Raw genomic sequence first — 24,946 nt, forward strand, 5'->3', positions numbered from 1 at the left:
CTATCCTTCCGGTCGCGCCCCCGCGCGCACCATGCGCCGGCCCGGGCCCGACATTCGACCTGAACCATAGCAGAGGATGCAGCCGTCCGCTCGCTCAGGCCGGTACCTGCCCATCACTTCACCGGAGCAGGCCGGATCAGGAAATGGTCGCTTCGTCGGTCCGCTTGTCGCCGCGGTTGTCGACCCAGGTCACCGTGACCTTGTCGCCCTTGGCGCCGCCCTTGAACTTGAAGTTCAGGAAGGGATCCTTGGATACCGCCGGGCCGAACTGGGCCTGGAATACGTCCTTGCCTTTGCACTGCGCCGTCACGCTCTGGATATGCCAGGCGGGAATGGTCTTGCCGGACGCATCCTTGCGCTGGCCGGTTTCCATGTCGTGCTTCATCAGGATCTTGACGTCGACCACACCGCCGCTCTCGGCGGCACGTACGCGCATCGGGTCTGCCATGTTCTTTCCTCTTTCAGGTAATGGTGGGGCGGGAAACCCGCCTGGATGAATGAGCGCGTGGCCTCAGCCGCCGCAGCCACCCAGCGTCACCTTGATTTCCTTGGACGCCACATACCATTTGCCGCCGGCCTTGACGGCGGCGTACACCATCGAGGTCTGGCCCATCTTCACCCGCGTGGAGACGAAGGGCTCGGTGCCGGCCGGGATGATGAAATCCGCTGCCAGCGTGTTGGGGTTCTTTTCCACCAGGATGGCGATCTGCTCGGTGCCAGGGATGTTGCTGGTCACGGCGACCGGCACCACGGCGCCGTTCTCGGCGATGTCAGGGGCGGTAAAGACAATGGCGGTGCTCTTCTCGGTGCCGCTGCCGCCAAACGCCTTGATGACGTCGGCCACGCTCTTGCCGTCGAAGGCGGTCTTGTTCCACTCCGCCGCCTGCGCCTTGCTGATCAGGCCGGTGGCGGCCATCAGTGCGAGCACGGAGGTGACCCGCAATACGTCTCGTCGTTTTGAATGCATTGTTTCCTCTTCTCCTGCGTTTTCCGTTCCGGCTTGGTTTTCTGTTGGCCTGCCGCGCCTTTTTCGCGCCGCAGCGGGCGGTGCATTGCCGCCCTCGCACAGGGGCGCCGTCGGCGCCCCTTTGGTCCCGAAGCCGTAACCGGTCCGGGCAGGGCTTGCCCTGGCGTGCTTACTTGGCCGGGGCGCCTGCCAGCACCCACTCCACGACCGTCTTCAGGTCGGCGTCGCTCAACGCGGCATTGGCAGGCATCGGCACCGGGCCCCAGACGCCAGCACCGCCGCTCTTGACCTTCTTGGTCAGCGTTGCCAGCGCGTTCTTGTCGCCCTTGTACTTGGCCGCCACGTCCTTGTAGGCCGGGCCAACCAGCTTCTTGTCGACCTGGTGGCAGCCCATGCAGGCGTTCTTGTTGGCGATTTCCTGGGCCTTGGCGGCATCGACTGCAGCGTTGGCCGAGGCGGCGCAAGCCAGCATCAGCGTTGCGATGACAAACTGCTTCATGGATATGCTCCGAACTTTGAAGAGCCGTGGGGACGGCGAAAAGCCCGCTCGCTGCCAGTGTTGCCTGTCGGCACGGCCGGCGCGGCGGCGCGCTGGCCGCGCCACGGGGCGGCCAGTCCGCTATTTTGCCTCAAGAATCCACCCCACCACGGTGCGCAGGTCGGAATCGGGAATCTGTGCCTGGGGCGGCATCGGCATGCTGCCCCAGGTGCCCTGCCCGCCTGCCCGGATCTTGTGGGCGAGCGCGTCCTGTGCATCCTGCCCCTTGTACTTGCGCGCGACCTCGGCAAAGCTCGGGCCGACCAGCTTGCGATCGGTGGCGTGGCAGGCCATGCACTGGTACTGGCTGGCCAGTTTCGCACCCGCCGTCTCGCCGGGTGTGGCCGGGATTGTGGCCGCGGGTGCGCTGGCGCCGGCAGCCCAGCCGCGCGTAGGCCCCACGGTGCGCTGTTGCGCCGCCAGGTCACCGTGCGCATCGCGGGCATAGGCCGGCATGGTCGACACGATCTTGACCGTAGGCGTGCAATCCTTCATGCACGCCGTATTGCGCGTATCCGCCTGGCCCCGCCCGGGCCACAGGCCGTGCTGCAGGGTCATGCCATTGCGGTTCGGCATTTTTTGCTGCACTTCGGCGATATTGCCATCCGACAGCGTGAAGTCCGCCGGCACGATATCGCCCAGGTTGAGCAGGTAGGCCGTGACTGCGTAGACGTCGTCGGCGGACAAGCTCCGGGGCGCGTTCCATGGCATCGCACGGTGGATGTAGTCCCACAGGGTGCTGACCGTGCTGACCTTCATCAGCGTGGTGCGGTACGGCTGGTTGCCGGTCAGCGAGGCCACCCGGCCACGCTGGATATCCTCGGCGCTGGTGCCGCCGACGATGGGCGAGAACACCTCGTTGGACTCACCGAAGTCGCCATGGCAGGAGGCGCATTTGCCGTCCCAGATTTTTTGTCCCTGCGACACCGTGCCGCTGCCCTTGGGCAGGCCCTGGAAATCGGGGCGCACATCGATATCCCAGGCCTTGACCTCGGCCGGCGTGGCAGTGCGGCCGAGCGCCGCACGCGCGCTGGCGTCCGGCGCGGCGGCCATCGCCGCTTGCCCGCACAGCGCGGCGGCGATGGCGATCAGTGCCGCGCGCCCGGCGCTAGTCAACGTGGACATTGGATACCTCGCCGCCATCGGCCACCTGCCAGCTCTGGATGGCGTTGTTGTGATAGATCGAGCGCGCACCCCGCACCGCGCGCAGTTGCGCCAGGCGTGGCTGCACATAGCCGGTCTCGTCGATGGCGCGGCTCTGCAGGATGGCCGGGGAGCCGTCCCACACCCAGTCCAGGTTGAAGCGCGTCAGGCATTTGGACAGCACCGGCGTTTCCAGCCTTGCGGTGCGCCAGTTGCGCCCGCCGTCGACCGAGACGTCGACGCGCTTCACGCGCCCGCGCCCGGACCACGCCAGGCCGCTGATGTTGTAGAAGCCGCGCCCCACCAGCTGCTGCCCGCCGGAGGGGGTGGTGATGACGGACTTGCACTCCTGGATCGAGGTGTACTGGCGCAGCATGCCGTCGGGCATCATGTCCACGTAGTGCACGGTCTCGTCCTTGGTGTTCCACGGCTGGTCGCCGAGCTCCAGCCGGCGCAGCCACTTGACCCATGACACGCCCTGCACGCCGGGCACCACCAGCCGCAGCGGGTAGCCGTTTTCGGGGCGCAGCATCTCGCCGTTCATGCCCCAGGCGACGATGATCTCGTCGGCCAGCGCCATCGGGATGGTGCGGGTCATGCCTGAACCGTCGCCGCCCTCGGCCAGCAGATAGCGCCCGCGCTTGAAGTCCGCGCCGGCATCATCGAGCAGGACCTTGAGCGGCACGCCGGTGAACTCGCAGCACGACAGCATGCCGTGGGTGTATTGCACCGTGGGCACCGCCACGTTGCCCCATTCCATGCCGGTATTGGCGCCGCACTCGATGAAGTGCATGCGCGACACCGCGGGCAGGCGCATCAGGTCGTCCATGGTGTAGACGCGTGGCGCCTTCACCAGGCCGTTGATCATCAGGCGGTGGCGGGCCGGATCGATGTCCTGCCAGCCTTGATGATGGCGCTCGAAGTGCAGGCCGTTGGGCGTGATGATGCCGAAGAAGCCTTGCAGCGGGGCAAAAGAGACCGAGGCCGCCGATACCCGGGTCAGGCCCGGCGACTCGCGGCGCACCAGGTTTTTCTCGAACGATGACGGCTGGCCGTAGGGATGCGCGGCAACCGGCTGGCCGAGCGTGGTGGCCCAGGGTTGCGGGGTGAGGATGGCGTCGTCGCCGGCAACGCCATCCGCTGCGCGGGCCCGGCTGGCGACGCCAGCGGCCAGCGCGGCTGCGGCGCCCAGGAAGCTCTTGCGCAGGAAGTCGCGGCGAGGGCTGTCGGACGCACCTACGCCATGCTGCGTGATGTCTTGCTGCAGCGAGGCGCTGACGAAATGCTCCGGCGCACGCACGATGCGCCCGGGGCGGCTCTGTTCCGGCACTGCGGTCTCCTCCGGCTCGCGCGCGGTGCCAGCGGCGCCGTCGGCGAACCTGTTGTGGGTCAGCGCCCGCGCAAGCGGACGGCTGCCGTCGAACCTTGGCGCGAGCGCTGCTGCCCTGGCGCCCGGCGCATTGCCTAGCGGCTGCGCCGGCGCGGTGCCGGGGTGGCCTGCGGCATGAAGCGATCGACCATGCTTGCTGGCAAAGCGTTGTCTTCCAGCCGGCTGGCGACCTGCACGCAGACCGTGCGGCACAGCTCGATCACGCTCTCGTCCTCGATGGCGTAGAAGACAAGGTTGGCCTCCTTGCGGCGCGACAGCACGCCCGCGCGGTACATCGCGGTGAGATGGCGCGACACATTGGTCTGCGACGATCCCACCGTCTCCACCACAGTGCCCACCGGCTTCTCGCCATCGCACAGGGCGTGCAGGATCTTCAGCCTGGTGGGCTCTGCCAGCAGGCTGAAATACCCCGACACTTTCTCGAACACGCGATCCATCTCATCCATGCCGTTCAATATATTCGTATATGCGTAATTGCGCATATAGTGTTTACCCCTTTGTGCAGTGCTTCCAGATTCAGGCTGCGCTGCAACCTCGAGGGCATAAGCAAAGCGCACCGTTGCCGCTGCGCGCCGTGACTGCCTTGGACTGCCGCGGACTGCCTTCAGCCCAGCATGTCGGCCCAGATGGCATCCGCCCACGCCTGCGCATAGGTGCCTTCCAGCGCGTTGGGCGCCGCCGACAGCCCGCCCGATCCGGGCACCGTGACCATGGTCTTCTGCGCGGCATCGTAGCGATGCACGCTGGCGATATGGATGGCTTCGCGCTCTGAGGTGAAGCTGTAGCAGGTGTTGTTGTACAGCGGCTCGGGATTGGGCGCGTGGCCCGCTAGCAGCGACACGATGGCGGCGGCCGCCACCTTGCCATGCTGGTTGGCCATATGGCCCGATTTGGGCATCAGCGGCGCAATCTGGATGGCATCGCCCAGCACGTGGATATTGGGCGCGGCCTTGGATTCGAAGGTGAGGAAATCGACCTCGCACCAACGGCCGTTGGCGGTGGCCAGCCCGCTTGCAACGGCGATGGCCCCGGCCCGCTGCGGCGGCAGCAGGTTGAGCACGTCGGCGCGCTCGTCGTCCTGCACCTCGAACTTGAGCGTGCGGGTGACAGGGTCCACATCGACGGCGTTGTACTGCGGCCGGTACTCGACCATGCCCTTGTAGCGCGTGGCCCAGACCTGCTTGAACAGCGCTGCCTTGGAGGTGACGTCGGGATTGGCGTCAAGGATCAGCACCTTGCTGCGCGGCTTGGCCCGGGTGAAGTAGTCTGCGACCAGGCAGGCGCGCTCATAAGGACCGGGCGGGCAGCGATACGGCGCCAGGGGAATGCTGATGGCGAAGGTGCCGCCGTCGCGCATGGCCTCGAGCTGGCGGCGCAGGCCCACCGTTTGCGGCCCGGCCTTCCAGGCGTGCAGGATCTGGTCGCCGCCGGGCTGGGCAAGGCCCGGGATCTCGGCGCAGAGCACGTCCACGCCGGGTGAGAGCACCAGCTTGTCGTAGGCCAGCGTGCCGCCGCCTGCCAGGCGTACCTCGCGGCGCGCGGCGTCGATCGCGCTGACATGGTCGCGCACGACCTTGACGCCGTGGCGCTTTGCCAGCGCATCGTAGGACAAGGTGATGTCGCCGATGCGCTTGCTGCCGGCGAGCACCAGGTTGGATAGCGGGCAGGACACAAAGCTGGCGTTGGGCTCGACCAGCGTGACCTCGATGCCCTGGGCGCTCCATTCGCGCAGGTAGCGCGCGGCGGTGGCGCCGCCATAGCCGCCGCCTACCACCACCACCTTTGCCTTGCGGGTCGCGGCCTGCGCGCCGAGCGTGCCGAACATGGCCGTGCCGGCCAGCGCGCCGAGAAATTCACGTCGTTGCATCTGGAAATCTCCTTGCCGGGTTGCAGGGTTAGCGCACGGCGGCGAACCAGCCCGCGATGGCCTCGATCTGCTGGTCGCTGTAGCCCTTGGCGATCTGCTGCATCACGGTGGCCTCGCGCTTGCCTTGCTTGAAGTCCTGCATCTGGCGGACCAGCTCGGACTGGTCGCGCCCGGCGAGTGCCGGCACCACGCTGCCCGCGGGCGCGCGGCCGGCCGGGCCGTGGCAGCCGGCGCAGGCGGCGGCCCAGTTGCGCGCCTGCTGCGCGGTGGCGTCGGGCGCCTGCGCGCGCGCGCTGGCTGGCAAGGCCAGCAGCGTCAGCGCCATTAGCGCCGTCAGCGCTGTCAGGGCAGCCGGTGTGGGGGTCTGATTCATGGTGTTCGCTCCGGGGTCGCGCCGCGAGGGCGTGCCAACCCTAGCACAGCGCGGCGCGCGCATGTGATGCGAAATCCGCAGATCGAACTGCGCCGGCTGCTGCCAGGCGCGCGCAGCGGCCGGCAGCGTTGGCTGAATCGGGATCGGAGTGAGCGCGGGCGCTGCGCGAAAGGCGGGAGCCTGGCGGGCCGCCTTTCGCGCGTGGCCGGTCAGGGCAGGTTACGGCCGGGCGGCAATGCCACCGGCGAGGCGACGGGCGATGCCACCGGGCTGGTCGTGGCGCCGCTGGTGCCGTTGGGCGCAGCTTGCGCAGGCGCCGACTGCACCGGTGCGGGCGTACCAGATGCAGCGGGCGCTGCGTCCGGCGGCACGGTCCGCCCGGTGGCGGCGGCGTCGAGCCTGCCCGCCTCGGCTTCGGTCACATAGTCGAATGCCTTGACCACCTTGACCACGCCGCTGGCATTGCGCGCCACATCGGTGGCGCGCTCGCCCTCGGGCGGCGTGACCACGCCGAGCAGGTAGACGACGCCCTTCTCGGTGACGATCTTGATCGAGTTCGAGGGCACGCCATCGGCGGTGACCAGCATGGTCTTGACCTTGCTGGTGATGAAGGTGTCCTCGCTCCTGGTGACGAACGACGGCGACGAGATGATCTCGAGCTCGTCGACCACCTCGCGCGCATTGGGCAGGCCCTTTACGTATTGCTCGATCTGCTGCTTGACCGTGTTGTCCTTGGCTTCGCCGGTCAGCAGCACCTTGCGGTTGAAGACCGACACGCTCACGCGGGCCTGGCCGTTGTAGCGCGAGTTCAGCGTGTTCTCGGCTTCGAGCTGCAGGCCGCGGTCGATGGTCTGGGTAGCGGTGGGCCGGCGGTCGGTGGCCATGGTCACGCCGCTGGCCATGCCGGCGGCGATGACCGGAAAGCAGCCGGCGAGCTGCGTGGCGGCGACCGTCAGGGCAGCCACCATGGTGGCGGTGCGGGCCAGGCGCGGCAGGTGCCCGGTCAGCCGGGCGGCGCGGGATTCACGCGGGTTGGGCAGAGTCGTCATGCGGTCCTTGCTGAAAGCGGTGAGGCAAAAATGGGCTGAGATAGCAAAAGGCGGCAGCACCGCGCGCGGCAGGCTCGGGTGGGCACAGGCCTTACCCCTCGCCCAGCAGCGCTTCGTCGATGCCGTCGCACAGGCAATGCAGGGTCAACAGGTGCACTTCCTGGATGCGCGCCGCGCGCTCGCTGGGCACGCACAGGTGGACGTCGAATTCGTCGAGCAGGCCGGCGAGCTCGCCGCCGCCCTGGCCGGTCAGCGCCACCACGCTCATGTCGCGCTGCTTGGCGGCCAGCACCGCGGCGATCACGTTGGCGGCGTTGCCGGAGGCGGACATGGCGAGCAGCACGTCGCCCGGCTGGCCGAGCGCTTCCACCTGCTTGGAGAACACCACGCTGAAATCGTAGTCATTGCCGATGGCGGTGAGGATGGAGCTGTCGGTGGTCAGCGCAATCGCCGCCAGGCCCGGGCGCTCGCGCTCGAAGCGGCCGATCAGGTCGGCCGCGAAATGCTGGGCATCGGCGGCGGAACCGCCGTTGCCGCAGGCCAGGATCTTGTTGCCGCTGGTGAGCGCGCCAACCAGGCGCTCGATCGCCGCGGCGATGTGCGGCGCCATCACCGTGGCGGCCTGGCGCTTGGTCTCCGCGCTGTCGAAGAAATGCTGCTGGATGCTATCGATATGCATGGCTCGATCGGCCTTCTTGTTTTCAAACGCTTTTCAAATACGGCATGCGCCGCAAGATACCGCGCATTATGACGCAGGCGCCTGGGCTGCCTGCCGCTTCATTGCGCCGCGCCGGCATCGAACGCGTCGCGGATCCATTCGAGGCGGCCCGGCTCCAGCGCGACCACATCCAGCCGGCAGCGCGGCTCCAGGCCCTGCCCTGCCTGCGCCGCCAGGTAATGCGCCGCCGCCAGCAGGATGCGCCGCTGCTTGGCCGGCGTGACGCTGGCCGCCGCACCGCCAAAGGCGCGGCTGGCGCGCTGGCGCACCTCGACAAACACCAGCATGCCGTCGGCCGCGCGCATGATCAGGTCGATCTCGCCGCCTTTGCAGCGATAATTGCGAACCACGAGCGCCAGGCCCTGCCTTTCCAGGTAGTCCAGCGCGCGCGACTCGGCCCGTGCTCCCCGCGCCTGCGTCGGCGACATCGTGGATTTGAATGATGGTTTCAACGGAAGTTCTCAAGCATGACTGACTGGATCTCCCTGGCGGCCGGCCAGTCCTACCCGTCCGGCACCCTGTATGTGGTGGCCACCCCGATCGGCAACCTGGCCGATCTCTCGCTGCGGGCGCTGCACGTGCTCGGCCTGGTCGACGCCGTGGCCTGCGAGGACACCCGCAACACCGGGCAACTGCTCACGCGTGTAGGCCTGCACCGCCCGTTGCTGGCGGTGCACGAGCACAACGAGCGCGAAGCGGCCGAGCGCATCAACGCACGGCTGGCGGCCGGAGAGCGCATCGCCTATGTGTCCGATGCGGGTACGCCCGGCATCTCGGATCCGGGCGCGCGGCTGGTGGAAGCGGCGCGCGCCGCGGGCCACGCTGTGGTGCCGCTGCCTGGCCCGAGCGCGACGGTGGCAGCGTTGTCGGTGGCGGGCGCGATGCTCGACAGCGGTGACGGCCGCTTCACCTTTGCCGGTTTCCTGCCGCCCAAGGCGCGTGCGCGCGCCGATGCCATCGCCAAGCTGGCCACGCTGGACCACGCCTGGGTGGTGTATGAGGCGCCGCACCGCATCGCCGACACGCTGGCGGCGCTGGCCGCCGCGCTGCCCCCCGGCCGGCGGCTGCTGATCGGCCGTGAGCTGACCAAGCTGTTCGAGGAAATCAAGGTCCTGCCCGTGAGCGAGGCGCCGGCCTGGCTGGCCGCCGATCCGTCGCGCGCCAAGGGCGAGTTCGTGCTGGTGGTGGAAGGGGCAGCACCCGCGGCGGCGGATGCCGGCCTGCCGGACGCCCGCGCCCAGCAGGTGTTGGGCCTGCTGCTGGCCGAGTTGCCGGCCAAGCGGGCCGCCAAGCTTGCCGCCGCCATTACGGGCGCGCCAACGGATGCGCTGTACCGGCTGGCGCTGGCCCAGCGCGCCGAGGGTGGCGCGGACGGCGCGGACGGTTCGGACGACGAAGCCACGGAGTAAGCCGGAGGAAAGCGCGAGGCGGGCGCCGGCGGTGTCACGGACCTGGCTTGGCTGCATGGTCCGCGCCCTGGCTCAGCGGCTCTTGCGCTTGGTGGTCGCCGGCTTGCGCGTCTTGCGGGCCGTGCGCACTGGCTTGGCGGGATTCTCGGCCATCTCGGAACCGGTGGAGGCATCGTCGCCGCCATCGCCCGCATCGTCATCGCCCGGCGCGATCTGCGGCCCCAGCGCTGCCACCTCGGAGCGCGACAGGCGCCGGATCTCCACCTGGGTCGAGCCGTGTTCGGTAAAGCCGAGACGCTTGGCGGCGCCATAGGAGACATCGAGGACGCGGTTGCTGTGATACGGCCCGCGATCGTTGATGCGAACCACCGCGACCTTGCCGTTGCGCAGGTTGCGTACCAGCACCCAGCTGTCGAGCGGCAGCGAGGGATGCGCGGCGGTCATCGCGCGCATGTCGAAGCGCTCGCCATTGGCGGTCTTGCGGCCATGGAACCCCTTGCCATACCAGGACGCCATGCCGCGCTGCTCAAAGGAGCCCAGATCGGGCCGCAAGCCTTCCAGCGAGCCCTGGCCGACGCCCTCGCCCAGCGCATCGTTGCCGCCGCCCCAGCGGAACAGGCCCCAGCCGTTACCGTTGTCCTTCTGGGCATGATCGGTCGCCTCGCCCCTGGTGGCGTCATCGGCCTTGCCCTTCTTGCCGCCGTTTTTGTCGCCCTTTGCCGTCTTGCCTGGCTTGGCAGTCTTGGCACTTCCCGGGGTGGCGGCAGTGGGCATGCCCTCCTGCGCTTCATCCGCCGGCGGGATCGCACAGGCGGCCAGCGCCAGCGCGCACGTGGCGTGCAGGCACAGGCGGACGATCCGCCCGGGGCGGGAAAAAAAGGGGGGTAACCAAGACATCGCGGGAGTCTAGCACCACGCAGTTACACCTATGGCCTTGATTATGTTACGAAATGTCTGTAACACACGGCAAAAACCGTACCCGATTCGGCGGCGGGCGGGCGCAATGCCAGTCCTGGCAAGGCTTTCACGGTGTGATGCCCGCACGGCTTCATGTCTAGGTCGCGCGGCCGGGTGCAGCACGTTCCAGTGTGCCCGACGCTACAATGCGAGGACGATTCCAATCGCGGGCCGTCCCGGCGGTTGCGCCGGTTGTGGCGCATCAGGCGCCCACGGCTTCCGTGGCCTTCCGTGATATCCCGCGTTCCCCCTCCTGAATTCCGCTCCATGCAAGTCCTATTGATTCCCGTGACGCCCTTCCAGCAGAACTGCGCGCTGCTGATCGACGAGACCACCGGCCGCGCCGCGGTGACCGATCCCGGCGGCGACCTTGACCGCATCCATGCCGCGGTCAAGGAGCACGGCGTGACGCTGGAGAAGATCTTCCTCACCCACGGCCATGTGGACCATTGCGCGGGCGCCGCGTCACTCGCGCGCGAGCTTGGGATCCCGATCGAGGGGCCGCACGAGGACGAGCGCTTCTGGATCGAGCAATTGCCCGAGCAGACGCGCCGCTTCGGCTTTGGCCACGCCGAGATCTTCGAGCCGCAGCGCTGGCTCGACACGGGCGACACCGTGCAGTTCGGCAGCGAGACGCTGGAGGTCTACCACTGCCCGGGCCACACGCCCGGCCACGTGGTGTTTTTCTCGCGCGCCAACCGCCTTGCCATCGTGGGCGATGTGTTGTTCGCCGGCTCGATCGGCCGCACCGACTTTCCGCGCGGCAACCACGCCGACCTGATCCGCTCGATCCGCACCCACCTGTGGCCGCTGGGCGAAGACGTCACCTTCGTGCCCGGCCACGGGCCCGTCTCCACCTTTGGCGAGGAGCGCAAGCACAACCCGTACGTGGCTGACCACCTGATCGATGCGGCCTAGTGGCCTGGCAGGCTAGTGGGCCAAAGCCCGCCGCCCGCTTTTCTCGAACCTCATTCCCAAGGCAGGCCATGGCCAAGCGACAGGCACCCGACACCCGCCCCGAGATCTATGTCAGCACCGACGTGGAGGCCGACGGCCCCATCCCCGGGCCGCACTCCATGCTGTCGTTCGCCTCTGCCGCGATGCTGGCGGACAAGACCGTGGTGAGCACCTTCTCGGCCAACCTGGAAACGCTGCCGGGCGCGGCCGGGCATCCGGCGCAGATGCAGTGGTGGCAAACCCAGCCGGAAGCCTGGGCCGCCTGCCGGCGGGACCTGGAGCCGCCCGAGCGGGCCATGGTGCGCTATGTGGAGTGGGTGGAAAGCCTGCCCGGCAAGCCGGTCTTCGTGGCCTTTCCGGCTGGCTTCGACTTCACCTGGATGTTCTGGTACATGATGCGTTTTGCCGGCCGCTCGCCGTTTGGCTGGGCCGCGCTCGACATCAAGACGCTGGGCTTCGCCATGACCGGGCTGCCCTACCGCAAGACCGTCAAGCCGGCGCTGCCCGCCGAGTGGAAGGACCCACTGCCGCACACCCATGTGGCGCTGGACGATGCGCTGGAGCAAGGCGCGCTGTTCTGCAACATGCTCACCGAGCTGCGCGCGCGCGAGGCCGCGCTGGCCGCCGCGCAAGCCTTGCCCGAAAGCGACGGCGCGCCTCCGGCTCCCACGGCCTGAGCAGGCTGGCCTGCGGATTGCCCGCGCCGTGCGCCGGCCTCGCATCCTGGGCCACGCCAACTATAGTTAAGACGTATATGGCATCCGAACCCACCGCGTTTCAGGGCTGCCGCGGCGCCACGCCATATACGGCTTGCACGGCATCGCGAGCCACGCCCAGGAGGTGTCGCCCATGCGTTTCCATCCCAACCTGCACTTGCGCCATATGGCCGGCCGGTTGCACTGGCCGCACGTGACCTCATCCTCGCGCGAGTCCACCCGCTTGCATTCCCTGGAGGACGACGCCGACGTCGCCAAGGCCACGGTCTACGTGAGCGCGGTGACGCTGGTGATCCTGCTGGTGGTCCTGGCGGCAATCGCTTTCGGCCAGGAGGCCATGCACTGGCTGGGTGTTCCTTAGACGACCCGCCTGAAGCAGTTCAGCCTCCCTGACCGGGCCGGCCCCCACCTAGGTGGGGGCCGGTTTTATTCCGGGGCCAAGGTTTGCCGGCGCCGGCTCAGGCCAGCAAGGGGGCGACGTTCTCGGGCGGGCGGCCGATGGCGGCGCGGCGGTTGCGCACCACCAGCGGGCGTTGCAGCAGGATGGGGTGGTCGGCCACCGCGCCCAGCACCTCGGCATCGGTCAGGCCCGGATCGGCCAGGCCCAGCTCCTTGTAGGGCGCTTCGTTGTCGCGCACCATCTCGCGCACCGGCACGCCCAGCATGGTGTGGAGCTGCTTGAGCGTGGACAACGTGGGCGGCGTCTTCAGGTATTCCACGATCTCCACGGGCTCGCCCAGCCGGCCAGCGGCTGCCTCGACCAGCGCAAGGGTTTCGCGCGACTTCGAGCAACGGGGGTTGTGATAGATGGTGATCATGGTGGCACTCCTGGTTCGACCGATGCCCCGGCGCCGGGGCTGAAACCCGCACTATACAAGCGGCGTTGCCCGCCCGCACGCCCCCGAGAGGTGGCATATCGGCTCAGGCCGGGCTTTGCCTTTCCGGCGCCAGCCGCAGCAGGGCCGCCACGGTGGCGCGCAGCCCGGCGCGCAGCGGCTTGTCGTGGCGCAGCACCAGCGCCAGCGTGCGCGCCAGCGGCGGGGCCAGCGGGCGCACGGCGATCCGCGCGCGCGGCTGGCCCGGCGGCAGCGCCATGCCCGGCAGCACCGAATAGCCTAGCCCGGCACCCACCAGCTCCTTGATCGCCTCGACACTGTCGAGCTCCATCACCGGGCGTGCGCTGATGCCGGCGCGCAGGAACCATTCGTCCACCAGCCGGCGCGTATTGCCACCGGGCGAGAACAGCACCAGCGGCCGGCCGGCCAGGTCGGCGGGCGTCACGGTAGCGGGCAACGGCTCATCGTCGGCGGGGCCAATGGCCACGAACGGGTCTTCCAGCACAGGCGTGATGTCGAACATCCGGCCAGAGGCGGGCAGCGTCACGAAGGCCAGGTCGAGGGCGTTGTCCTCCACCCCTTTGAGCGCCTCGCCGGTGTTCTCCGTGCTGACCACGATCTCCAGCGCCGGCATGGCGCGGCGCAGGTCGCGCAGCACGGCTGGCAGCAGGTAGATGCAGGCGGTGGCGCCGGTGCCCAGCCGCACCCGGCCGACCACCCCACCGGCGTGGCGCGCCATGCTGTCGTCCGCGGCGGCCAGCGCGCCGGCCACGCCGCGCGCGTGCGCCAGCAAGTCTTCGCCGGCAGCGGTGGGCAGCACATGGCGCCCCACCCGTTCGAGCAGGCGCAGGCCATAGCGCTGCTCCAGCTGGCGCACCTGCAGGCTGACGGCCGGCTGGCTCAAGCCGAGGCGCTCGGCCGCCGCCGAAAAGCTGCCGAGATCGCAAACCAGCGAAAAGGCCTGCAGGAAGTCGGGATTGAGATGCCGCATGCCAAAGAATTTCTTATGCGCTGCATAAGTCAGCGAAGCTTCCTTTATAGCATCGGCGCAAGTTAAGGTAGCAGCGTGCCTTGGCCCTGCCACCGCCGGGCAGCTTGCTGCAACACGGCTCTCATCCACGTATCGCTTTTCCTCCGGCATCGACTACGCTCGAACCGGTTCACCCGCCCAGACCGCTCGCCGCGCCAGCATCATGAAAGCCCCTCTCGCCACACTCAGCGCCGCCTCCGCCACGCCGATGGCGGTGGCCAATGCCACCGCCGCCGTCCAGGCCTGCGCCAGCCCGTCGATCCGCGATGCCACCGCTGCCGACATCCCCGCCATCCAGGCTATCTACGCGCACCACGTGCGTCACGGCCGCGCGTCGTTCGAAGAAGTCGAGCCGGGCGTGGACGACATCCGCCTGCGTCACGCCGAGGTGAAACGCCAAGGCCTGCCCTACCTGGTGGCCGAGCGCGGTGGCGAGGTGCTGGGCTATGCCTACGCCAGCGCCTACCGCACGCGCAGTGCTTACCGTTTTGCCATTGAGGATTCGGTCTATATCGACGAGCGCTACCGGGGCCAGGGCCTTGGCCTGGCGCTGCTTGCCGCACTGGTGTCGCGCTGCGAGAGCGGCCCGTGGCGGCAGATGGTGGCGGTGGTGGCCTGCACCGCCAGTGGCGAAGGCGCCGGCTCGCTGGCCTTGCACGAGCGGGTGGGCTTTCGCACCATCGGCCGGCTACAGTCCGTCGGGTTCAAGCACGGGCAGTGGATCGATACGGTGCTGATGCAGCGGTCGCTGGGAGATGGGGACGAAACGCCGCCGCTGGAGCGCGCGGCCAGGCCGTAAGACCTGGCCGGCTCTAAGCCGGCAAACAGCCAATCCTCCTTGAATAATTCCTTCTAGGAATTTTAAGTGGATCTGGCTGGGTGTATATATTCGTCATGCGCATGATCTTGCGATCAAGGCTGACGAGGGGGCGCTGCGAGCGCCTGCCCCTTCTTCTAGTCCCAGGGCTGATATCAGCCCCGGGACCATGACCGATCAGCCGATCAGATCCGACAGCGCCAGCGCCACCACCTTGGTGGCACGGTTCAGGTCGTTCAGGCGCAGGTTCTCGTCCGAGTTGTGGCCGCGCGCTTCCATCAGCGTGCGCGGGCCGGCGCCGTACAGCACCGTGGGGATGCCGTACTTGGTGTAGTGGCGGGCATCGGTGTAGAGCGGCACGCCTTGCACCGGGATATCCACGCCGAACACTTCCTCGGCACGGCCTTTCAGGGCGCCGATCAGCTTTTCCACGCCAGGCAGTTCCGACAGCGGCTCGGCCAGGATGATGCGCTCGACCTTGACCTCGATGCCCGGACGGTCCTTGGCGGCTTTCTCGACCACGGCGCGCAGCTCTCCTTCTGCGTCGAAGCCGATTTCCTCGGGGATCATGCGGCGGTCGACGCGGAAGGTCACCAGGTCAGGCACGACGTTGGTGTTGATGCCGCCCTTGATCAGGCCGACGTTCAGCGTGGCGGTATCGATGCCCAGCGTCTTCGACTTGCGCGTGGCCAGCTCGGCGCGCAGGCCGTAGATGCCTTGCAGGATGTGGGTGGCAGCTTCGATCGCGTCCACGCCGGTGTGCGGCATGGCGGCGTGGCCTTGCTTGCCCTTGACCGTTACTTCCACGTGCAGGCAGCCGTTGTGGGCCGAGGTGATGCCGTAGGAGAAGCCGGCCGAGATGGCGTAGTCGGGCTTGCTCAGGCCTTGGTCGAGCAGGAACTTGGGACCGATGTCGCCGCCGGTTTCCTCGTCGTACGTGAATTGCAGTTCCAGCGTGCCGTTGAGCTTGGCGCCTTGCTTTTCGGCTTCCATCAGCGCCAGCACGGCGTACGTGTAGGTGGCGAAGTCCGACTTGGACACCGCCACGCCGCGGCCGTACATGACCGGGCCGTGCTCGCTGTCGGCGATCTCGCCGCCGTACGGGTCCTTGGTCCAGCCCAGGCCCGGAGGCACCACGTCGCCGTGGGCGTTCATGGCGATGGTGGGGCCGCCCGTGCCGAAGGTCTTGCGCACCAGCAGGTTGGTGGCGCTGATCATGCCAGCGGCCTTGACCAGCTCGTCCGGCACCTTGTGCGCTTCGACCTTGAAGCCCAGGCCTTCGAGCAGCACCTTGGCGCGCGCGCCGTGCGCGTCGCAATCGCCCGGCGGGTTATCCGACGGCACCTTGACCAGTTCGGCGAGGAAGGCCTCCTGCGCGGGACGCTGGGCGTCGATGTAGTTGGTGAGCGTGGTCTGCAGCGGGTTCACGTTGTCTCTTGCGGTCATGTTGATTCTCGAGAAGTCTTTCAGGATGACGGATGCGGGCGCTTTACGGCTGCCGCGCGGAATGCTTGTCGAAATGCTCGACGAAATCGCTGAACACGGCAGCCGCGCTGGCGGCGTCCTCCGCGGTCATGATCTCGGTGGGGTGATGGCTGATGCCACCGTTGCCGCAGCGCACAAACAGCATCGCGACATCGGCAATGGCCGCGATCGCCATGGCGTCGTGGCCGGCGCCGGAAGGCAGGTGCCGCACCGGCAGCCCCTGGCGGGCGATGGCATCCGCCCATTGCTGTTGCAGCCAGGGCGCGCACGGCACGCTGACGGCCTCGTGGGTCTTGCGCAGCTGCACGCGCACATTGCGCCGGGCGCACACGCGCTCGATTTCCGCCAGCACGTCGTTCACGGCCGCCTGGCGGATGGCGTCTTCGCCAGCGCGGATGTCGATGGAGAAGACCGCGCGGCCCGGCACCACATTGGCGGCGCCGTTAGGCACGTTGAACTGGCCGATCGTGCCGACCAGGCCCGGCAGGCCGCCGCAGCGCCGCTCGATATACAGGCCGATCTCGGCGCCGGCCATGGCGGCGTCGCGGCGCATGTCCATCGGCACGGTGCCGGCGTGGCCGGCCAGCCCTTCGAGCTCCACGATAAAGCGGGTGGCGCCGGAGATCGCGGTCACGACACCCAGCGGCAGCCCTTCGTTGAGCAGCACCGGGCCTTGCTCGATATGGACTTCCACGAACGCCAGCACCTGCTCGCGCGCATGCGCGGCGGCGGGCAGGCCGGCGGGATCGAAACCTGCCGCGCGCATCACGTCGCGCATGGTCTTGCCCGAGTCGTCCACGTTGTCGAGCACATTGGTGTCGAAGGTGCCGGCGATGGCGCGGCTGCCCAGCAGCGTGGCCTTGAAGCGCACGCCCTCTTCCTCGGCAAAGCCGACCACCTCGATGGCGAACGGGAAGCGCTTGCCCTGGCGGTTCCACTGCGCCACGCAGGCAACCGGGAGGATCACGCCGAGGTTGCCGTCATAGCGGCCGCCATCGCGCACGGTGTCGAAATGCGAGCCGGTGAGCAGCGCGGGCGCATCGGGCGCGGTGCCTTCGTAGCGGCCGATCACGTTGCCGGCCGCGTCGCGGCGCACCGTCATGCCGGCAGCCTGCATCCACTCGGTGAGCTGTGCGGCGGCGCCGTGGTGAGCCTCGGTGAGATAGGTGCGGGTGAGCATGCCGGGCTGCTCGGTGTGGACGGCCAGGGTATCGGCCCAGGCCATGATGCGCGCCCCGGTTTCGGTAGCGGGCGTGAGGGTTGCTGCCATGCGTGTCTCCTGCTGGTAATGCGCGAATGCGGGTGGCGCCGGATCATGCAAGCCCCGCGCCAGCGGTGCCTCGGGTGCCGGGCCGGCGCCGCCGGACCATCCCGGTGCGCCGTGACTCTCGTGCGAGAGCTCTATTTTGTGCGATTCATGGTAGCACAGTGAATTCAAAAATTGCATACAAAAATGATATGCACTATATTGGCTTCCACGTTCCGACAATTCGCTGCGGACAATCCGTTCCGGACAGCGAGTTGCGTGGATTCCGCTCCAACAAGAGGGCGAGTCCGCGATGCGGCGCAGCCCTCACCCGGCAACGCGCACGGCACGTCAGGCCGGCTGTCCCGCCACGCGGGCGACCGGTAATTCCTGCAGCAATGACAGGATGCGCCAGCCAAAGTCCAGGACGCGTCCGCATGGAGACAACGATGCACCCAGCAGTCCAGCAACGGCCGGATTCCGGCCGCCCGCAAGCCGCCTTCTCCCGCTTCTCTCGCTTTTTCCGATCCCTGTTTGGCCAGGTCCTTGTCGCCCTGGTGCTCGGGACTGCGCTCGGGCTGTTCTTCCCCGAGTTTGCCGCCAAGCTCAAGCCGCTCGGCGACGCCTTTATCAAGCTGATCAAGATGCTGATCGGCCCGATCGTGTTCTGCGTGGTGGTGGCGGGCATCTGCGGCGCCGGCGAGCTCAAGAAAGTGGGCCGGGTCGGCATCAAGGCCGTGCTCTATTTCGAGGTGGTCACCACCATCGCGCTGGCGCTGGGCATCGCGCTGGCCTACATCTTCCACCCGGGCACCGGCATGAACGTGAACCCGGCCACGCTCGACGCCTCGGCCATGTCCGCCTACGTGGACACCGCCGCGAAGGTCAAGAGCGCGGGCATGGTGGACTTCCTGCTCAAGCTGATCCCCAGCACGGTGATGGGCGCGTTCGCCAGCGGCGACGTGCTGCAGGTGCTGCTGGTATCGATCCTGTTCGGTTGCGCGCTGTCGCTGGTGGGTGAGCGCGGCCAGCCGCTGGTGACAATCATCGATACCTTCTCGCATACGCTGTTCAAGATGATGGGCTTCATCATCAAGCTGGCGCCGCTGGGCGTGCTGGGCGCGGTGGCCTTCACCGTGGGCAAGTACGGCATCGGCTCGCTCAAGCAGCTGGGCTACCTGGTGCTGGTGTTCTACGGCGCGGTGGCCTTGTTCGTGATGGTGGTGCTGGGCACGGTGATGCGCCTGTGCGGCTTTTCCGTCTTCAAGCTGATCCGCTACCTGCGCGCCGAACTGCTGGTGGTGCTGGGCACCGCATCGTCCGACAGCGTGCTGCCGCAGGTGATGAAGAAGCTGGAATTCCTCGGCATCAAGAAATCGGTGGTGGGCCTGGTGATCCCCACGGGCTACTCGTTCAACCTGGATGCCTTTTCGATCTACCTGACGCTGGCTGCCGTGTTCATCGCCCAGGCCACCAATACGCCGCTGGCGCTGGGCGACCTGCTCGGCATCCTGGCGGTGGCGCTGGTCACCTCCAAGGGCGCGCACGGCATCCCCGGCTCGGCCATCGTGATCCTGGCGGCCACGCTGTCGGCGCATCCGGCCATTCCCGCCATCGGGCTGGTGCTGGTGCTGTCTGTGGATTGGTTCATCGGCATTGCCCGCGCGGTCGGCAACCTGATCGGCAACTGCGTCGCCACCGTCGTGGTCGCCGCCTGGGAAAAGGATATCGACCGCACGCGCGCCCACGACGTGCTCAACGGCAGGATCGACGCCAGCGACCTCGACGCGGGCTTTGCCCCGGCGCCGCACGAGGCCGCCCTGGCCACCCCCGGGGCATCCCCGCTGCCCGGCACGGCCGCGGGGCGCTAGAATCTCGGGATTCCTCCTACCGAGACGCTGCGCAAGTGCGCAACCATGCCTGAGCATATCGACCCTGCCATGACCGCCGAAGCGATCGCCGAAGACATCGTCGCGGCGATCGTCTCGCACCGCCTGCCGCCTGGCACCAAGCTGCGCGAAGAGGCCCTGGCCAGCGTCTACCGCGTCAGCCGCACCAAGGTGCGCGCCGCGCTGCTGATGCTGTCCAAGGACAAGCTCATCCAGATCGTGCCGGACAAGGGCGCCTTCGTGGCCAAGCCCAGCGCCGAGGAGGCGCGCGAAGTGTTTGCGGTGCGCCGCATCCTGGAGGCGGCCCTGGCGCGTGAATTCGTGGCGCGCGCCACCGCCGCCGACTACAAGCGCATCGACCGGCACCTCGTCGCCGAGAAAAAAGCGCTGGGCGGCAGCGATGCGCATGTGCGCACCCGCCTGCTGAGCGATTTCCACATCATGCTGGCGGACGTGGTGGGCAATGGCGTGCTGACCGGCATGCTGCAGGAGTTGTCGTTGCGCAGCGCGGTGATCACCATGCTCTACCAGTCCCGCCGCGACGCCGCCTGCTCCTCGGACGAGCATCGCGACTTCATCGAGGCCGCCCGCGCGGGCGACACCGAGCGCGCGGTGACGCTGATGGTGGAGCACCTGAACCACGTCGAGGCGGCGCTGCATTTCGAGCAGGTGCCCGCCGCCCGCAGCAAGGACCTGGTGACGGCGCTGCTGGCCTGAGCCCGGCATGCTGCCGCGCGCTTGACCCAGGTCAATGCGCGCCACGCGTCTTTGCAGCATCATCGACCTCGTCATGAAGCTGCGGGGGCGCGCTTCATGACACACTGGCCCGTCCATCGCGGACGGCAGCCCGCACGCCGGCTTGGGTGCGGGCTTTTTCTTTTGCGCGCCGCGCGCGCCGTCATTGCCAGATCCGCGCGTGATCGAATCACGGCTTCGGAGTAGGATGTCGGAGGCCCAAGTCAGAGGCCGCTTAAAAGATAAATGGCAAAAGATAAAAGCCAGGAGACAGACATGATCCGTTCCAGCCGTCCGGTGGCGATGCCCGAGGCATCGCCAGAGCCAGCCCGCGCCATCCTGCCCCCCGATTTGCCGTTCCTGGCGGCCCCGCCATCCATGCGCCCGCGCGGGCGCGGCTGAGCTTCCCGCCCGACTCCCGTGCCGGGCCATCCGCTTTCATCGTCCAACCCATCCTGGTGAGGGAAACCCATGTCCAACGCGTTCAAAGATGACGTCCTGGCCGGCAAGGTCGTGTTTATCGCCGGCGCCTCGTCCGGCATCAACCTGGGCATCGCCCGGCACTTTGCCAAGGCGGGCGCCAGGCTGGCACTGGTCAGCCGCGACCCCGAGCGCATCGCCGCGGCGGCGGCCAGCATCAACGATGCTGGCGGCAGCGCCATCGGCATGGCGGCCGATGTGCGCGACTACGCCGCGGTGGAGGCGGCGCTCGCGCGCACGCGCGACGAGCTTGGCCCGATCGATATCGTGATCTCGGGCGCGGCCGGCAATTTTGTGGCGCCGGCGCTGGGCATGTCCGCCAACGGCTTCAAGACCGTGGTGGACATCGACCTGATCGGCACCTTCAATGTCTTCCGCGCCTGCTTTGCCTTTCTCAATGCGCCGGGCGCCTCGCTGATCGCCATCACCGCGCCGCAGGCGGTCAACGCGATGATGTTCCAGGCCCACGTATGCGCCGCCAAGGCCGGCATCAACATGCTGGTGAAATGCCTGGCCATGGAATGGGGCCCGGCCGGCGTGCGCGTCAACGCCATCTCGCCCGGCCCCATCGCCGGCACCGAGGGCATGGCGCGGCTCGCGCCCACGCCGGAAATGGAGGCGCGCTTCAAGGCACGCCTGGCGCTGCGCGACTACGGCGACAAGGACGATATCGCCAATACCGCGCTGTTCCTGTCCACCGACAACGCTCGCTATATCACCGGCACCATCGTCGACTGCGATGGTGGCAGCAAGCTGGGCGACGCGTCGGCCGACGCACTGCATCCGCCCAAGGCGCCGGGCAAGGCGGCCTGAGCCGCGCGGCGCTCCACACGCTCAAGCATTTGTGCATCAGAACACCTACGACAAGGAGACACCTATGACTTCACCCGTGCTCTATCACGCCGCCGAGGGCGTGGCCACCATCACCCTGAACCGCCCCGACGTGCTCAACGCCCTCAACAGCGCGCTGATGCTCGAGCTGCGCGCCGCCGTCGAGCGCGCCGCGCAGGACGAGGCGGTGCGCGCGGTGGTGCTGACCGCCAATGGCCGCGGCTTTTGCGCGGGCGCCGACCTGGCCGGGCGTGAGCCCGGGCTGCAGGATTCGGGCGCGCTGCTGCGCGAGCGCTATCACCCGATCATCCTGGCGCTGCGCAATATGCCCAAGCCCGTCATCACCTCGGTCAACGGCGTGGCGGCCGGCGCCGGCATGAGCCTGGCGCTGGCCGGCGACGTGGTGCTGGCCGCGCGCTCGGCATCGTTCCTGCAGGCGTTCTCCAAGATCGGGCTGGTGCCGGATGCCGGCAGCACGTACTTCCTTCCCCGCTACGCGGGCGAGATGCGGGCGCGCGCATTGGCGATCCTGGCCGAGAAGATCGATGCCGAGGAAGCGCATCGCATCGGCCTGGTGTGGAAGGTGCATGAGGACGACGCCCTGCCGGCCGAGACCGCCAAGCTGGCCGCCCACCTGGCGCAGATGCCCACCTTTGCCTACGGCCTGATCAAGGAGGCACTCAACGCCAGCCTGGAGAGCGACCTGCCGGCGCAACTCGAACGAGAAGCCACGCTGCAGTCGCGCGCATCGAAGAGCGAGGACTTCAAGGAAGGCGTGGCGGCGTTCCTGGAAAAGCGCAAGCCCGCGTTCAAGGGCCGCTGACCGCCTGGCGCCCCTCTCCTGCTTGTGCGAGAGGGGCCGGGGGAGAGGGCCGGCCCTCACAGAATCGATCCGCCGCCAACCACCGGCAACCACCGCTGACCACGCACCGCACCACCAATTCGAAACCGGGAGACGCGCATCATGCTAGGCCTCATGCAAGACCGTCCGTTGCTGATTTCCTCACTGATCGAGTACGCCGCGCAGTACCACCCGCTGCAGGAGATCGTGTCGCGCACGATCGATGGCGGCACGGTGCGCTCCGACTACGCGGAGGTGCACCGCCGCGCAAAGCGGGTCGCCAGCGCACTCGTCGGCCCTGGCGGACTTGGCGGGCTTGACGGACTTGACATTAAGCAAGGCGACCGCGTCGGCACGCTGGCGTGGAACACACACCGGCACCTGGAGCTGTACTTTGGCGTGTCGGGCGCGGGTGTGGTGCTGCATACCGTCAATCCCCGTTTGTTTCCCGAGCAGATCGACTACATCATCAATCATGCGGAAGACCGCGTGCTCTTCTTCGACCCCTGCTTCGCGCCGCTGGTGGCGCAGCTCGCGCCGCGCCTGTCCAGCGTCGAGCACTACGTGGCAATGACCGATCGCGCCGGCACCGATGCGCTCGGCCTCGCCGGCAAGCTGCCCAGCCTGCTGTGCTATGAAGACCTGGTCGAGGCCGGCAGCGAGGACTATGCATGGCCGCAGTTCGACGAGCGCACCGCGTCGTCGCTTTGCTACACATCGGGCACCACCGGCAACCCTAAAGGCGTGCTGTATTCGCATCGCTCCACCGTGCTGCACAGCCTCAAGGCCTGTGCGTTCGACACCTTTGGCGTGAGCGCGGACAGTGCGATCCTGCTGGTCGTGCCGCTGTTCCACGCCAATGCCTGGGGCATGCCCTACGCATGCGCCATGACGGGCGCCAAGATGGTGCTGCCCGCCCAGCACCTGGACGGCGAAAACGTCTACCGCATGCTGCGCGACGAACGCGTGACCTTTTCCACCGCCGTGCCCACGGTGTGGCTGATGTTGTTCCAGTACCTGGATGCGCATCCCGAGATCGATCCGCGCGCGCTCGGGCTGAAGCTGGCCGGCGTGGGCGGCTCCGCCGCGCCGGCGGCGATGATCGAGCGCTTCGAGCAGCAGTTCGGCGCGCGCTTCGTCCAGGGCTGGGGCATGACGGAGACCAGCCCGATCGGCGTGATCAGCACGCTTTTGCCCAAGCATCAAGCGCTGGGCACGCAGGAGCAATTGAAGATCAAGCTCAAGCAAGGCCGCGCGCTGTGGGGCGTGGACCTGCGCATCGAGGACGACCAGGGCAACGTGCTGCCACACGACGGCCAGGCCTTTGGCCGGCTCAAGGTGCGCGGGCCGTGGATCGCCTCGGCGTACTTCAAGGCAGAGCACGACGCGCTCGACGCCGACGGCTGGTTCGACACCGGCGACGTCGCCAATATCGATGCCGACGGCTATGTGCAGCTGGTGGATCGCGCCAAGGATGTGATCAAGTCCGGCGGCGAGTGGATTTCTTCCATCGACCTGGAGAATGCCACCATGGGCCATCCCGCCGTGGCCGAAGCCGCCGTCGTGGGCGTGCCACATCCCAAGTGGCAAGAGCGCCCGCTGCTGGTGGTGGTGCGCCGCGCGGGCAAGGACGTGAGCGCCGCCGAACTGCTCGAGTTTCTCGCCGCGCGCGTCGCCAGATGGTGGGTGCCCGACGACGTCGCCTTTGTCGACTCGCTGCCCCACACCGCCACGGGCAAGCTGCTCAAGGTAAAGCTGCGCGAACAATTCAAGGACTATGTCCTGCCCACGGCGCAGGCCCCAATTCCAGCAAGGAGCAATGCAATATGAGCACCAGCAGCGAACGCATCATCCTGACCATTGAAGACGGCGTGGCCGAGGTCAGGCTCAACCGGCCCGACAAGATGAACGCGCTCGACCCCGCCATGTTCGAGGCGCTGATCGAGACCGGCCAGCGCCTCGCGCGCGAACCGGACTTGCGCGCCGTTGTGCTGTCGGGCGCAGGCCGCGCGTTTTGCGCCGGGCTCGATATGCAGAGCGTGGCCGGGCTGGGCGATGGCCAGGGCGACGCCATCGCCGCGGGCCGCCTCGCGGCGCGCAGCCATGGCATCGCCAACCGTCCGCAGTTCGCCTGCATGGTGTGGCGCGAACTGCCGGTGCCGGTGATCGCCGCGGTGCACGGCGTGGCGTTCGGCGGCGGCTTGCAGGTCGCGCTCGGCGCGGACCTGCGCTATGTCACCGCGGACACGCGCATGTCGGTGATGGAGATCAAGTGGGGGCTGGTGCCCGACATGGCCGGCATGCTGCTGATGCGCGGCCTGGTGCGCCCCGACCGCCTGCGCGAGCTGATCTACAGCGGCCGCATCGTCACCGGCGAAGAAGCCTGCGCGCTGGGCCTGGCCACCACCGTGGTGGACGACCCGCGCGCCGCCGCGCTAGCCACCGCGCGCGACATCGCCAACCGCAGCCCGGACGCAATTCGCGCCGCCAAGCGCCTGATGCAGGTGAGCGAGGACGGCGACGGCGCCGCCATCCTGCTGGCCGAATCGGTCGAGCAGGACCAGCTGATCGGCGGCGCCAACCAGCGCGAAGCGGTGATCGCCAATATGGAAAAGCGGGCAGCGGTGTTCAAGCCGGCGTCGTAGTGCTGCGTGGCGCCGGCTGCGGTGTTC

The 24,946-nt window shown here is 68.1% G+C and carries 28 protein-coding genes; 12 read left to right on the forward strand and 16 right to left on the reverse strand.

The genetic code is table 11. The annotated features are described in order from the left end of the window. Nucleotides 1–136 precede the first annotated feature (136 nt). The 11 genes from soxZ to ACX12D_RS18685 all read right to left on the reverse strand — a co-directional run bounded on the left by soxZ (nucleotide 137) and on the right by ACX12D_RS18685 (nucleotide 8,473). A complete protein-coding gene (soxZ, locus tag ACX12D_RS18635; RefSeq protein WP_441637457.1) occupies nucleotides 137–448 on the reverse strand; it encodes a thiosulfate oxidation carrier complex protein SoxZ in 312 nt (103 codons plus the stop codon). A gap of 63 nt (nucleotides 449–511) precedes the next feature. After that, a complete protein-coding gene (gene soxY / locus ACX12D_RS18640; protein WP_043350495.1) occupies nucleotides 512–967 on the reverse strand; it encodes a thiosulfate oxidation carrier protein SoxY in 456 nt (151 codons plus the stop codon). Between the two features lie 169 nt (nucleotides 968–1,136). Continuing rightward, on the reverse strand, nucleotides 1,137–1,466 hold the full coding sequence (locus tag ACX12D_RS18645; protein ID WP_150991213.1) for a c-type cytochrome: 330 nt from the start codon (nucleotides 1,464–1,466) through the stop codon (nucleotides 1,137–1,139). Nucleotides 1,467–1,586: 120 nt separating this feature from the next. Next, a complete protein-coding gene (locus tag ACX12D_RS18650; RefSeq protein ID WP_459372233.1) occupies nucleotides 1,587–2,630 on the reverse strand; it encodes a c-type cytochrome in 1,044 nt (347 codons plus the stop codon). Next, nucleotides 2,614–3,978 carry a sulfite dehydrogenase gene (soxC, locus tag ACX12D_RS18655; RefSeq protein ID WP_459372234.1) on the reverse strand — a complete coding sequence of 455 codons (1,365 nt, stop codon included), beginning with the start codon at nucleotides 3,976–3,978 and terminating at the stop codon, nucleotides 2,614–2,616. The genes ACX12D_RS18650 and soxC overlap by 17 nt, the downstream gene beginning before the upstream one ends. Before the next feature lie 134 nt (nucleotides 3,979–4,112). After that, on the reverse strand, nucleotides 4,113–4,520 hold the full coding sequence (locus tag ACX12D_RS18660; RefSeq protein ID WP_043350505.1) for an ArsR/SmtB family transcription factor: 408 nt from the start codon (nucleotides 4,518–4,520) through the stop codon (nucleotides 4,113–4,115). Between the two features lie 122 nt (nucleotides 4,521–4,642). Further along, nucleotides 4,643–5,905, reverse strand: a complete 1,263-nt coding sequence (locus tag ACX12D_RS18665) for an FCSD flavin-binding domain-containing protein (protein ID WP_459372235.1) — start codon at nucleotides 5,903–5,905, stop codon at nucleotides 4,643–4,645. Between the two features lie 28 nt (nucleotides 5,906–5,933). Then, nucleotides 5,934–6,278 (reverse strand): c-type cytochrome, encoded by a 345-nt coding sequence (locus tag ACX12D_RS18670; RefSeq protein ID WP_459372236.1) that lies wholly within the window; start codon nucleotides 6,276–6,278, stop codon nucleotides 5,934–5,936. Nucleotides 6,279–6,487: 209 nt separating this feature from the next. Continuing rightward, a complete protein-coding gene (locus tag ACX12D_RS18675) occupies nucleotides 6,488–7,327 on the reverse strand; it encodes a BON domain-containing protein (protein WP_459372237.1) in 840 nt (279 codons plus the stop codon). A gap of 91 nt (nucleotides 7,328–7,418) precedes the next feature. Continuing rightward, complete coding sequence (locus tag ACX12D_RS18680) at nucleotides 7,419–8,006, reverse strand: phosphoheptose isomerase (protein ID WP_043350515.1); 588 nt, start codon at nucleotides 8,004–8,006, stop codon at nucleotides 7,419–7,421. A gap of 98 nt (nucleotides 8,007–8,104) precedes the next feature. After that, nucleotides 8,105–8,473 carry a YraN family protein gene (locus tag ACX12D_RS18685; protein WP_459374061.1) on the reverse strand — a complete coding sequence of 123 codons (369 nt, stop codon included), beginning with the start codon at nucleotides 8,471–8,473 and terminating at the stop codon, nucleotides 8,105–8,107. A gap of 39 nt (nucleotides 8,474–8,512) precedes the next feature. Here ACX12D_RS18685 and rsmI point away from each other — a divergent pair, with 39 nt between their 5' ends. Then, nucleotides 8,513–9,454, forward strand: coding sequence for a 16S rRNA (cytidine(1402)-2'-O)-methyltransferase (gene rsmI, locus ACX12D_RS18690; protein ID WP_459372238.1), 942 nt, complete (start codon nucleotides 8,513–8,515; stop codon nucleotides 9,452–9,454). A gap of 72 nt (nucleotides 9,455–9,526) precedes the next feature. Here the strand turns inward: rsmI and ACX12D_RS18695 are convergent, their stop codons facing one another. Then, nucleotides 9,527–10,351: a septal ring lytic transglycosylase RlpA family protein gene (locus ACX12D_RS18695; RefSeq protein ID WP_459372239.1), complete on the reverse strand. Its 825-nt coding sequence runs from the start codon at nucleotides 10,349–10,351 to the stop codon at nucleotides 9,527–9,529. A gap of 327 nt (nucleotides 10,352–10,678) precedes the next feature. On the opposite strand from ACX12D_RS18695, the gene ACX12D_RS18700 reads away from it, so the two are divergent. The 3 genes from ACX12D_RS18700 to ACX12D_RS18710 all read left to right on the forward strand — a co-directional run bounded on the left by ACX12D_RS18700 (nucleotide 10,679) and on the right by ACX12D_RS18710 (nucleotide 12,445). Further along, on the forward strand, nucleotides 10,679–11,329 hold the full coding sequence (locus tag ACX12D_RS18700) for an MBL fold metallo-hydrolase (RefSeq protein WP_459372240.1): 651 nt from the start codon (nucleotides 10,679–10,681) through the stop codon (nucleotides 11,327–11,329). Nucleotides 11,330–11,397: 68 nt separating this feature from the next. Next, the gene (locus ACX12D_RS18705) at nucleotides 11,398–12,045 is read left to right on the forward strand and encodes a 3'-5' exonuclease family protein (protein WP_459372241.1); all 648 of its coding nucleotides are present in this window, start codon (nucleotides 11,398–11,400) and stop codon (nucleotides 12,043–12,045) included. A gap of 172 nt (nucleotides 12,046–12,217) precedes the next feature. After that, nucleotides 12,218–12,445 carry a hypothetical protein gene (locus tag ACX12D_RS18710; protein ID WP_459372242.1) on the forward strand — a complete coding sequence of 76 codons (228 nt, stop codon included), beginning with the start codon at nucleotides 12,218–12,220 and terminating at the stop codon, nucleotides 12,443–12,445. Between the two features lie 97 nt (nucleotides 12,446–12,542). Here ACX12D_RS18710 and arsC read toward each other — a convergent pair whose 3' ends face one another. Together arsC and ACX12D_RS18720 are read right to left on the reverse strand one after the other, a co-directional pair. After that, on the reverse strand, nucleotides 12,543–12,902 hold the full coding sequence (gene arsC / locus ACX12D_RS18715; protein WP_150993568.1) for an arsenate reductase (glutaredoxin): 360 nt from the start codon (nucleotides 12,900–12,902) through the stop codon (nucleotides 12,543–12,545). A 103-nt stretch (nucleotides 12,903–13,005) separates the two neighbouring features. Continuing rightward, nucleotides 13,006–13,911, reverse strand: coding sequence for a LysR family transcriptional regulator (locus ACX12D_RS18720; RefSeq protein WP_459372243.1), 906 nt, complete (start codon nucleotides 13,909–13,911; stop codon nucleotides 13,006–13,008). A gap of 247 nt (nucleotides 13,912–14,158) precedes the next feature. On the opposite strand from ACX12D_RS18720, the gene ACX12D_RS18725 reads away from it, so the two are divergent. After that, nucleotides 14,159–14,749, forward strand: a complete 591-nt coding sequence (locus tag ACX12D_RS18725) for a GNAT family N-acetyltransferase (protein WP_441637539.1) — start codon at nucleotides 14,159–14,161, stop codon at nucleotides 14,747–14,749. A gap of 195 nt (nucleotides 14,750–14,944) precedes the next feature. Here ACX12D_RS18725 and ACX12D_RS18730 read toward each other — a convergent pair whose 3' ends face one another. Next, the gene (locus ACX12D_RS18730; RefSeq protein ID WP_459372244.1) at nucleotides 14,945–16,213 is read right to left on the reverse strand and encodes a M20/M25/M40 family metallo-hydrolase; all 1,269 of its coding nucleotides are present in this window, start codon (nucleotides 16,211–16,213) and stop codon (nucleotides 14,945–14,947) included. Nucleotides 16,214–16,256: 43 nt separating this feature from the next. Continuing rightward, complete coding sequence (locus ACX12D_RS18735; protein WP_459372245.1) at nucleotides 16,257–17,522, reverse strand: allantoate amidohydrolase; 1,266 nt, start codon at nucleotides 17,520–17,522, stop codon at nucleotides 16,257–16,259. 425 nt (nucleotides 17,523–17,947) lie between these two features. Between ACX12D_RS18735 and ACX12D_RS18740 the strand changes: the two genes are divergently transcribed. From ACX12D_RS18740 to ACX12D_RS18770, 7 genes are all read left to right on the forward strand, one after another. Beyond that, nucleotides 17,948–19,369 (forward strand): C4-dicarboxylate transporter DctA, encoded by a 1,422-nt coding sequence (locus tag ACX12D_RS18740; RefSeq protein WP_459372246.1) that lies wholly within the window; start codon nucleotides 17,948–17,950, stop codon nucleotides 19,367–19,369. 45 nt (nucleotides 19,370–19,414) lie between these two features. Then, nucleotides 19,415–20,104 carry a GntR family transcriptional regulator gene (locus ACX12D_RS18745; RefSeq protein WP_043350559.1) on the forward strand — a complete coding sequence of 230 codons (690 nt, stop codon included), beginning with the start codon at nucleotides 19,415–19,417 and terminating at the stop codon, nucleotides 20,102–20,104. Nucleotides 20,105–20,398: 294 nt separating this feature from the next. After that, on the forward strand, nucleotides 20,399–20,524 hold the full coding sequence (locus tag ACX12D_RS18750) for a hypothetical protein (protein ID WP_459372247.1): 126 nt from the start codon (nucleotides 20,399–20,401) through the stop codon (nucleotides 20,522–20,524). A 69-nt stretch (nucleotides 20,525–20,593) separates the two neighbouring features. After that, complete coding sequence (locus tag ACX12D_RS18755; protein WP_459372248.1) at nucleotides 20,594–21,415, forward strand: SDR family oxidoreductase; 822 nt, start codon at nucleotides 20,594–20,596, stop codon at nucleotides 21,413–21,415. Nucleotides 21,416–21,479: 64 nt separating this feature from the next. Then, entirely contained in the window at nucleotides 21,480–22,256 is a 777-nt protein-coding gene (locus tag ACX12D_RS18760; RefSeq protein ID WP_459372249.1) for an enoyl-CoA hydratase-related protein, read from the forward strand. Between the two features lie 141 nt (nucleotides 22,257–22,397). Next, complete coding sequence (locus ACX12D_RS18765; protein ID WP_459372250.1) at nucleotides 22,398–24,104, forward strand: long-chain-fatty-acid--CoA ligase; 1,707 nt, start codon at nucleotides 22,398–22,400, stop codon at nucleotides 24,102–24,104. Next, entirely contained in the window at nucleotides 24,101–24,919 is an 819-nt protein-coding gene (locus ACX12D_RS18770) for a crotonase/enoyl-CoA hydratase family protein (protein ID WP_459372251.1), read from the forward strand. Before ACX12D_RS18765 ends, ACX12D_RS18770 begins: the two co-directional genes overlap by 4 nt. The last annotated feature ends 27 nt before the right edge of the window (nucleotides 24,920–24,946 follow it).

This window comes from Cupriavidus sp. PET2-C1 (assembly GCF_054515855.1).

Coding starts and splice junctions, on each gene's coding strand:
- soxZ (WP_441637457.1), bottom strand. CDS start 448: ATGGCAGACCCGATGCGCGTACGTGCCGCCGAGAGCGGCGGTGTGGTC.
- soxY (WP_043350495.1), bottom strand. CDS start 967: ATGCATTCAAAACGACGAGACGTATTGCGGGTCACCTCCGTGCTCGCA.
- ACX12D_RS18645 (WP_150991213.1), bottom strand. CDS start 1,466: ATGAAGCAGTTTGTCATCGCAACGCTGATGCTGGCTTGCGCCGCCTCG.
- ACX12D_RS18650 (WP_459372233.1), bottom strand. CDS start 2,630: ATGTCCACGTTGACTAGCGCCGGGCGCGCGGCACTGATCGCCATCGCC.
- ACX12D_RS18660 (WP_043350505.1), bottom strand. CDS start 4,520: ATGCGCAATTACGCATATACGAATATATTGAACGGCATGGATGAGATG.
- ACX12D_RS18665 (WP_459372235.1), bottom strand. CDS start 5,905: ATGCAACGACGTGAATTTCTCGGCGCGCTGGCCGGCACGGCCATGTTC.
- ACX12D_RS18670 (WP_459372236.1), bottom strand. CDS start 6,278: ATGAATCAGACCCCCACACCGGCTGCCCTGACAGCGCTGACGGCGCTA.
- ACX12D_RS18675 (WP_459372237.1), bottom strand. CDS start 7,327: ATGACGACTCTGCCCAACCCGCGTGAATCCCGCGCCGCCCGGCTGACC.
- ACX12D_RS18680 (WP_043350515.1), bottom strand. CDS start 8,006: ATGCATATCGATAGCATCCAGCAGCATTTCTTCGACAGCGCGGAGACC.
- ACX12D_RS18685 (WP_459374061.1), bottom strand. CDS start 8,473: ATGTCGCCGACGCAGGCGCGGGGAGCACGGGCCGAGTCGCGCGCGCTG.
- rsmI (WP_459372238.1), top strand. CDS start 8,513: ATGACTGACTGGATCTCCCTGGCGGCCGGCCAGTCCTACCCGTCCGGC.
- ACX12D_RS18695 (WP_459372239.1), bottom strand. CDS start 10,351: ATGTCTTGGTTACCCCCCTTTTTTTCCCGCCCCGGGCGGATCGTCCGC.
- ACX12D_RS18700 (WP_459372240.1), top strand. CDS start 10,679: ATGCAAGTCCTATTGATTCCCGTGACGCCCTTCCAGCAGAACTGCGCG.
- ACX12D_RS18705 (WP_459372241.1), top strand. CDS start 11,398: ATGGCCAAGCGACAGGCACCCGACACCCGCCCCGAGATCTATGTCAGC.
- ACX12D_RS18710 (WP_459372242.1), top strand. CDS start 12,218: ATGCGTTTCCATCCCAACCTGCACTTGCGCCATATGGCCGGCCGGTTG.
- arsC (WP_150993568.1), bottom strand. CDS start 12,902: ATGATCACCATCTATCACAACCCCCGTTGCTCGAAGTCGCGCGAAACC.
- ACX12D_RS18720 (WP_459372243.1), bottom strand. CDS start 13,911: ATGCGGCATCTCAATCCCGACTTCCTGCAGGCCTTTTCGCTGGTTTGC.
- ACX12D_RS18725 (WP_441637539.1), top strand. CDS start 14,159: ATGGCGGTGGCCAATGCCACCGCCGCCGTCCAGGCCTGCGCCAGCCCG.
- ACX12D_RS18730 (WP_459372244.1), bottom strand. CDS start 16,213: ATGACCGCAAGAGACAACGTGAACCCGCTGCAGACCACGCTCACCAAC.
- ACX12D_RS18735 (WP_459372245.1), bottom strand. CDS start 17,522: ATGGCAGCAACCCTCACGCCCGCTACCGAAACCGGGGCGCGCATCATG.
- ACX12D_RS18740 (WP_459372246.1), top strand. CDS start 17,948: ATGCACCCAGCAGTCCAGCAACGGCCGGATTCCGGCCGCCCGCAAGCC.
- ACX12D_RS18745 (WP_043350559.1), top strand. CDS start 19,415: ATGCCTGAGCATATCGACCCTGCCATGACCGCCGAAGCGATCGCCGAA.
- ACX12D_RS18750 (WP_459372247.1), top strand. CDS start 20,399: ATGATCCGTTCCAGCCGTCCGGTGGCGATGCCCGAGGCATCGCCAGAG.
- ACX12D_RS18755 (WP_459372248.1), top strand. CDS start 20,594: ATGTCCAACGCGTTCAAAGATGACGTCCTGGCCGGCAAGGTCGTGTTT.
- ACX12D_RS18760 (WP_459372249.1), top strand. CDS start 21,480: ATGACTTCACCCGTGCTCTATCACGCCGCCGAGGGCGTGGCCACCATC.
- ACX12D_RS18765 (WP_459372250.1), top strand. CDS start 22,398: ATGCTAGGCCTCATGCAAGACCGTCCGTTGCTGATTTCCTCACTGATC.
- ACX12D_RS18770 (WP_459372251.1), top strand. CDS start 24,101: ATGAGCACCAGCAGCGAACGCATCATCCTGACCATTGAAGACGGCGTG.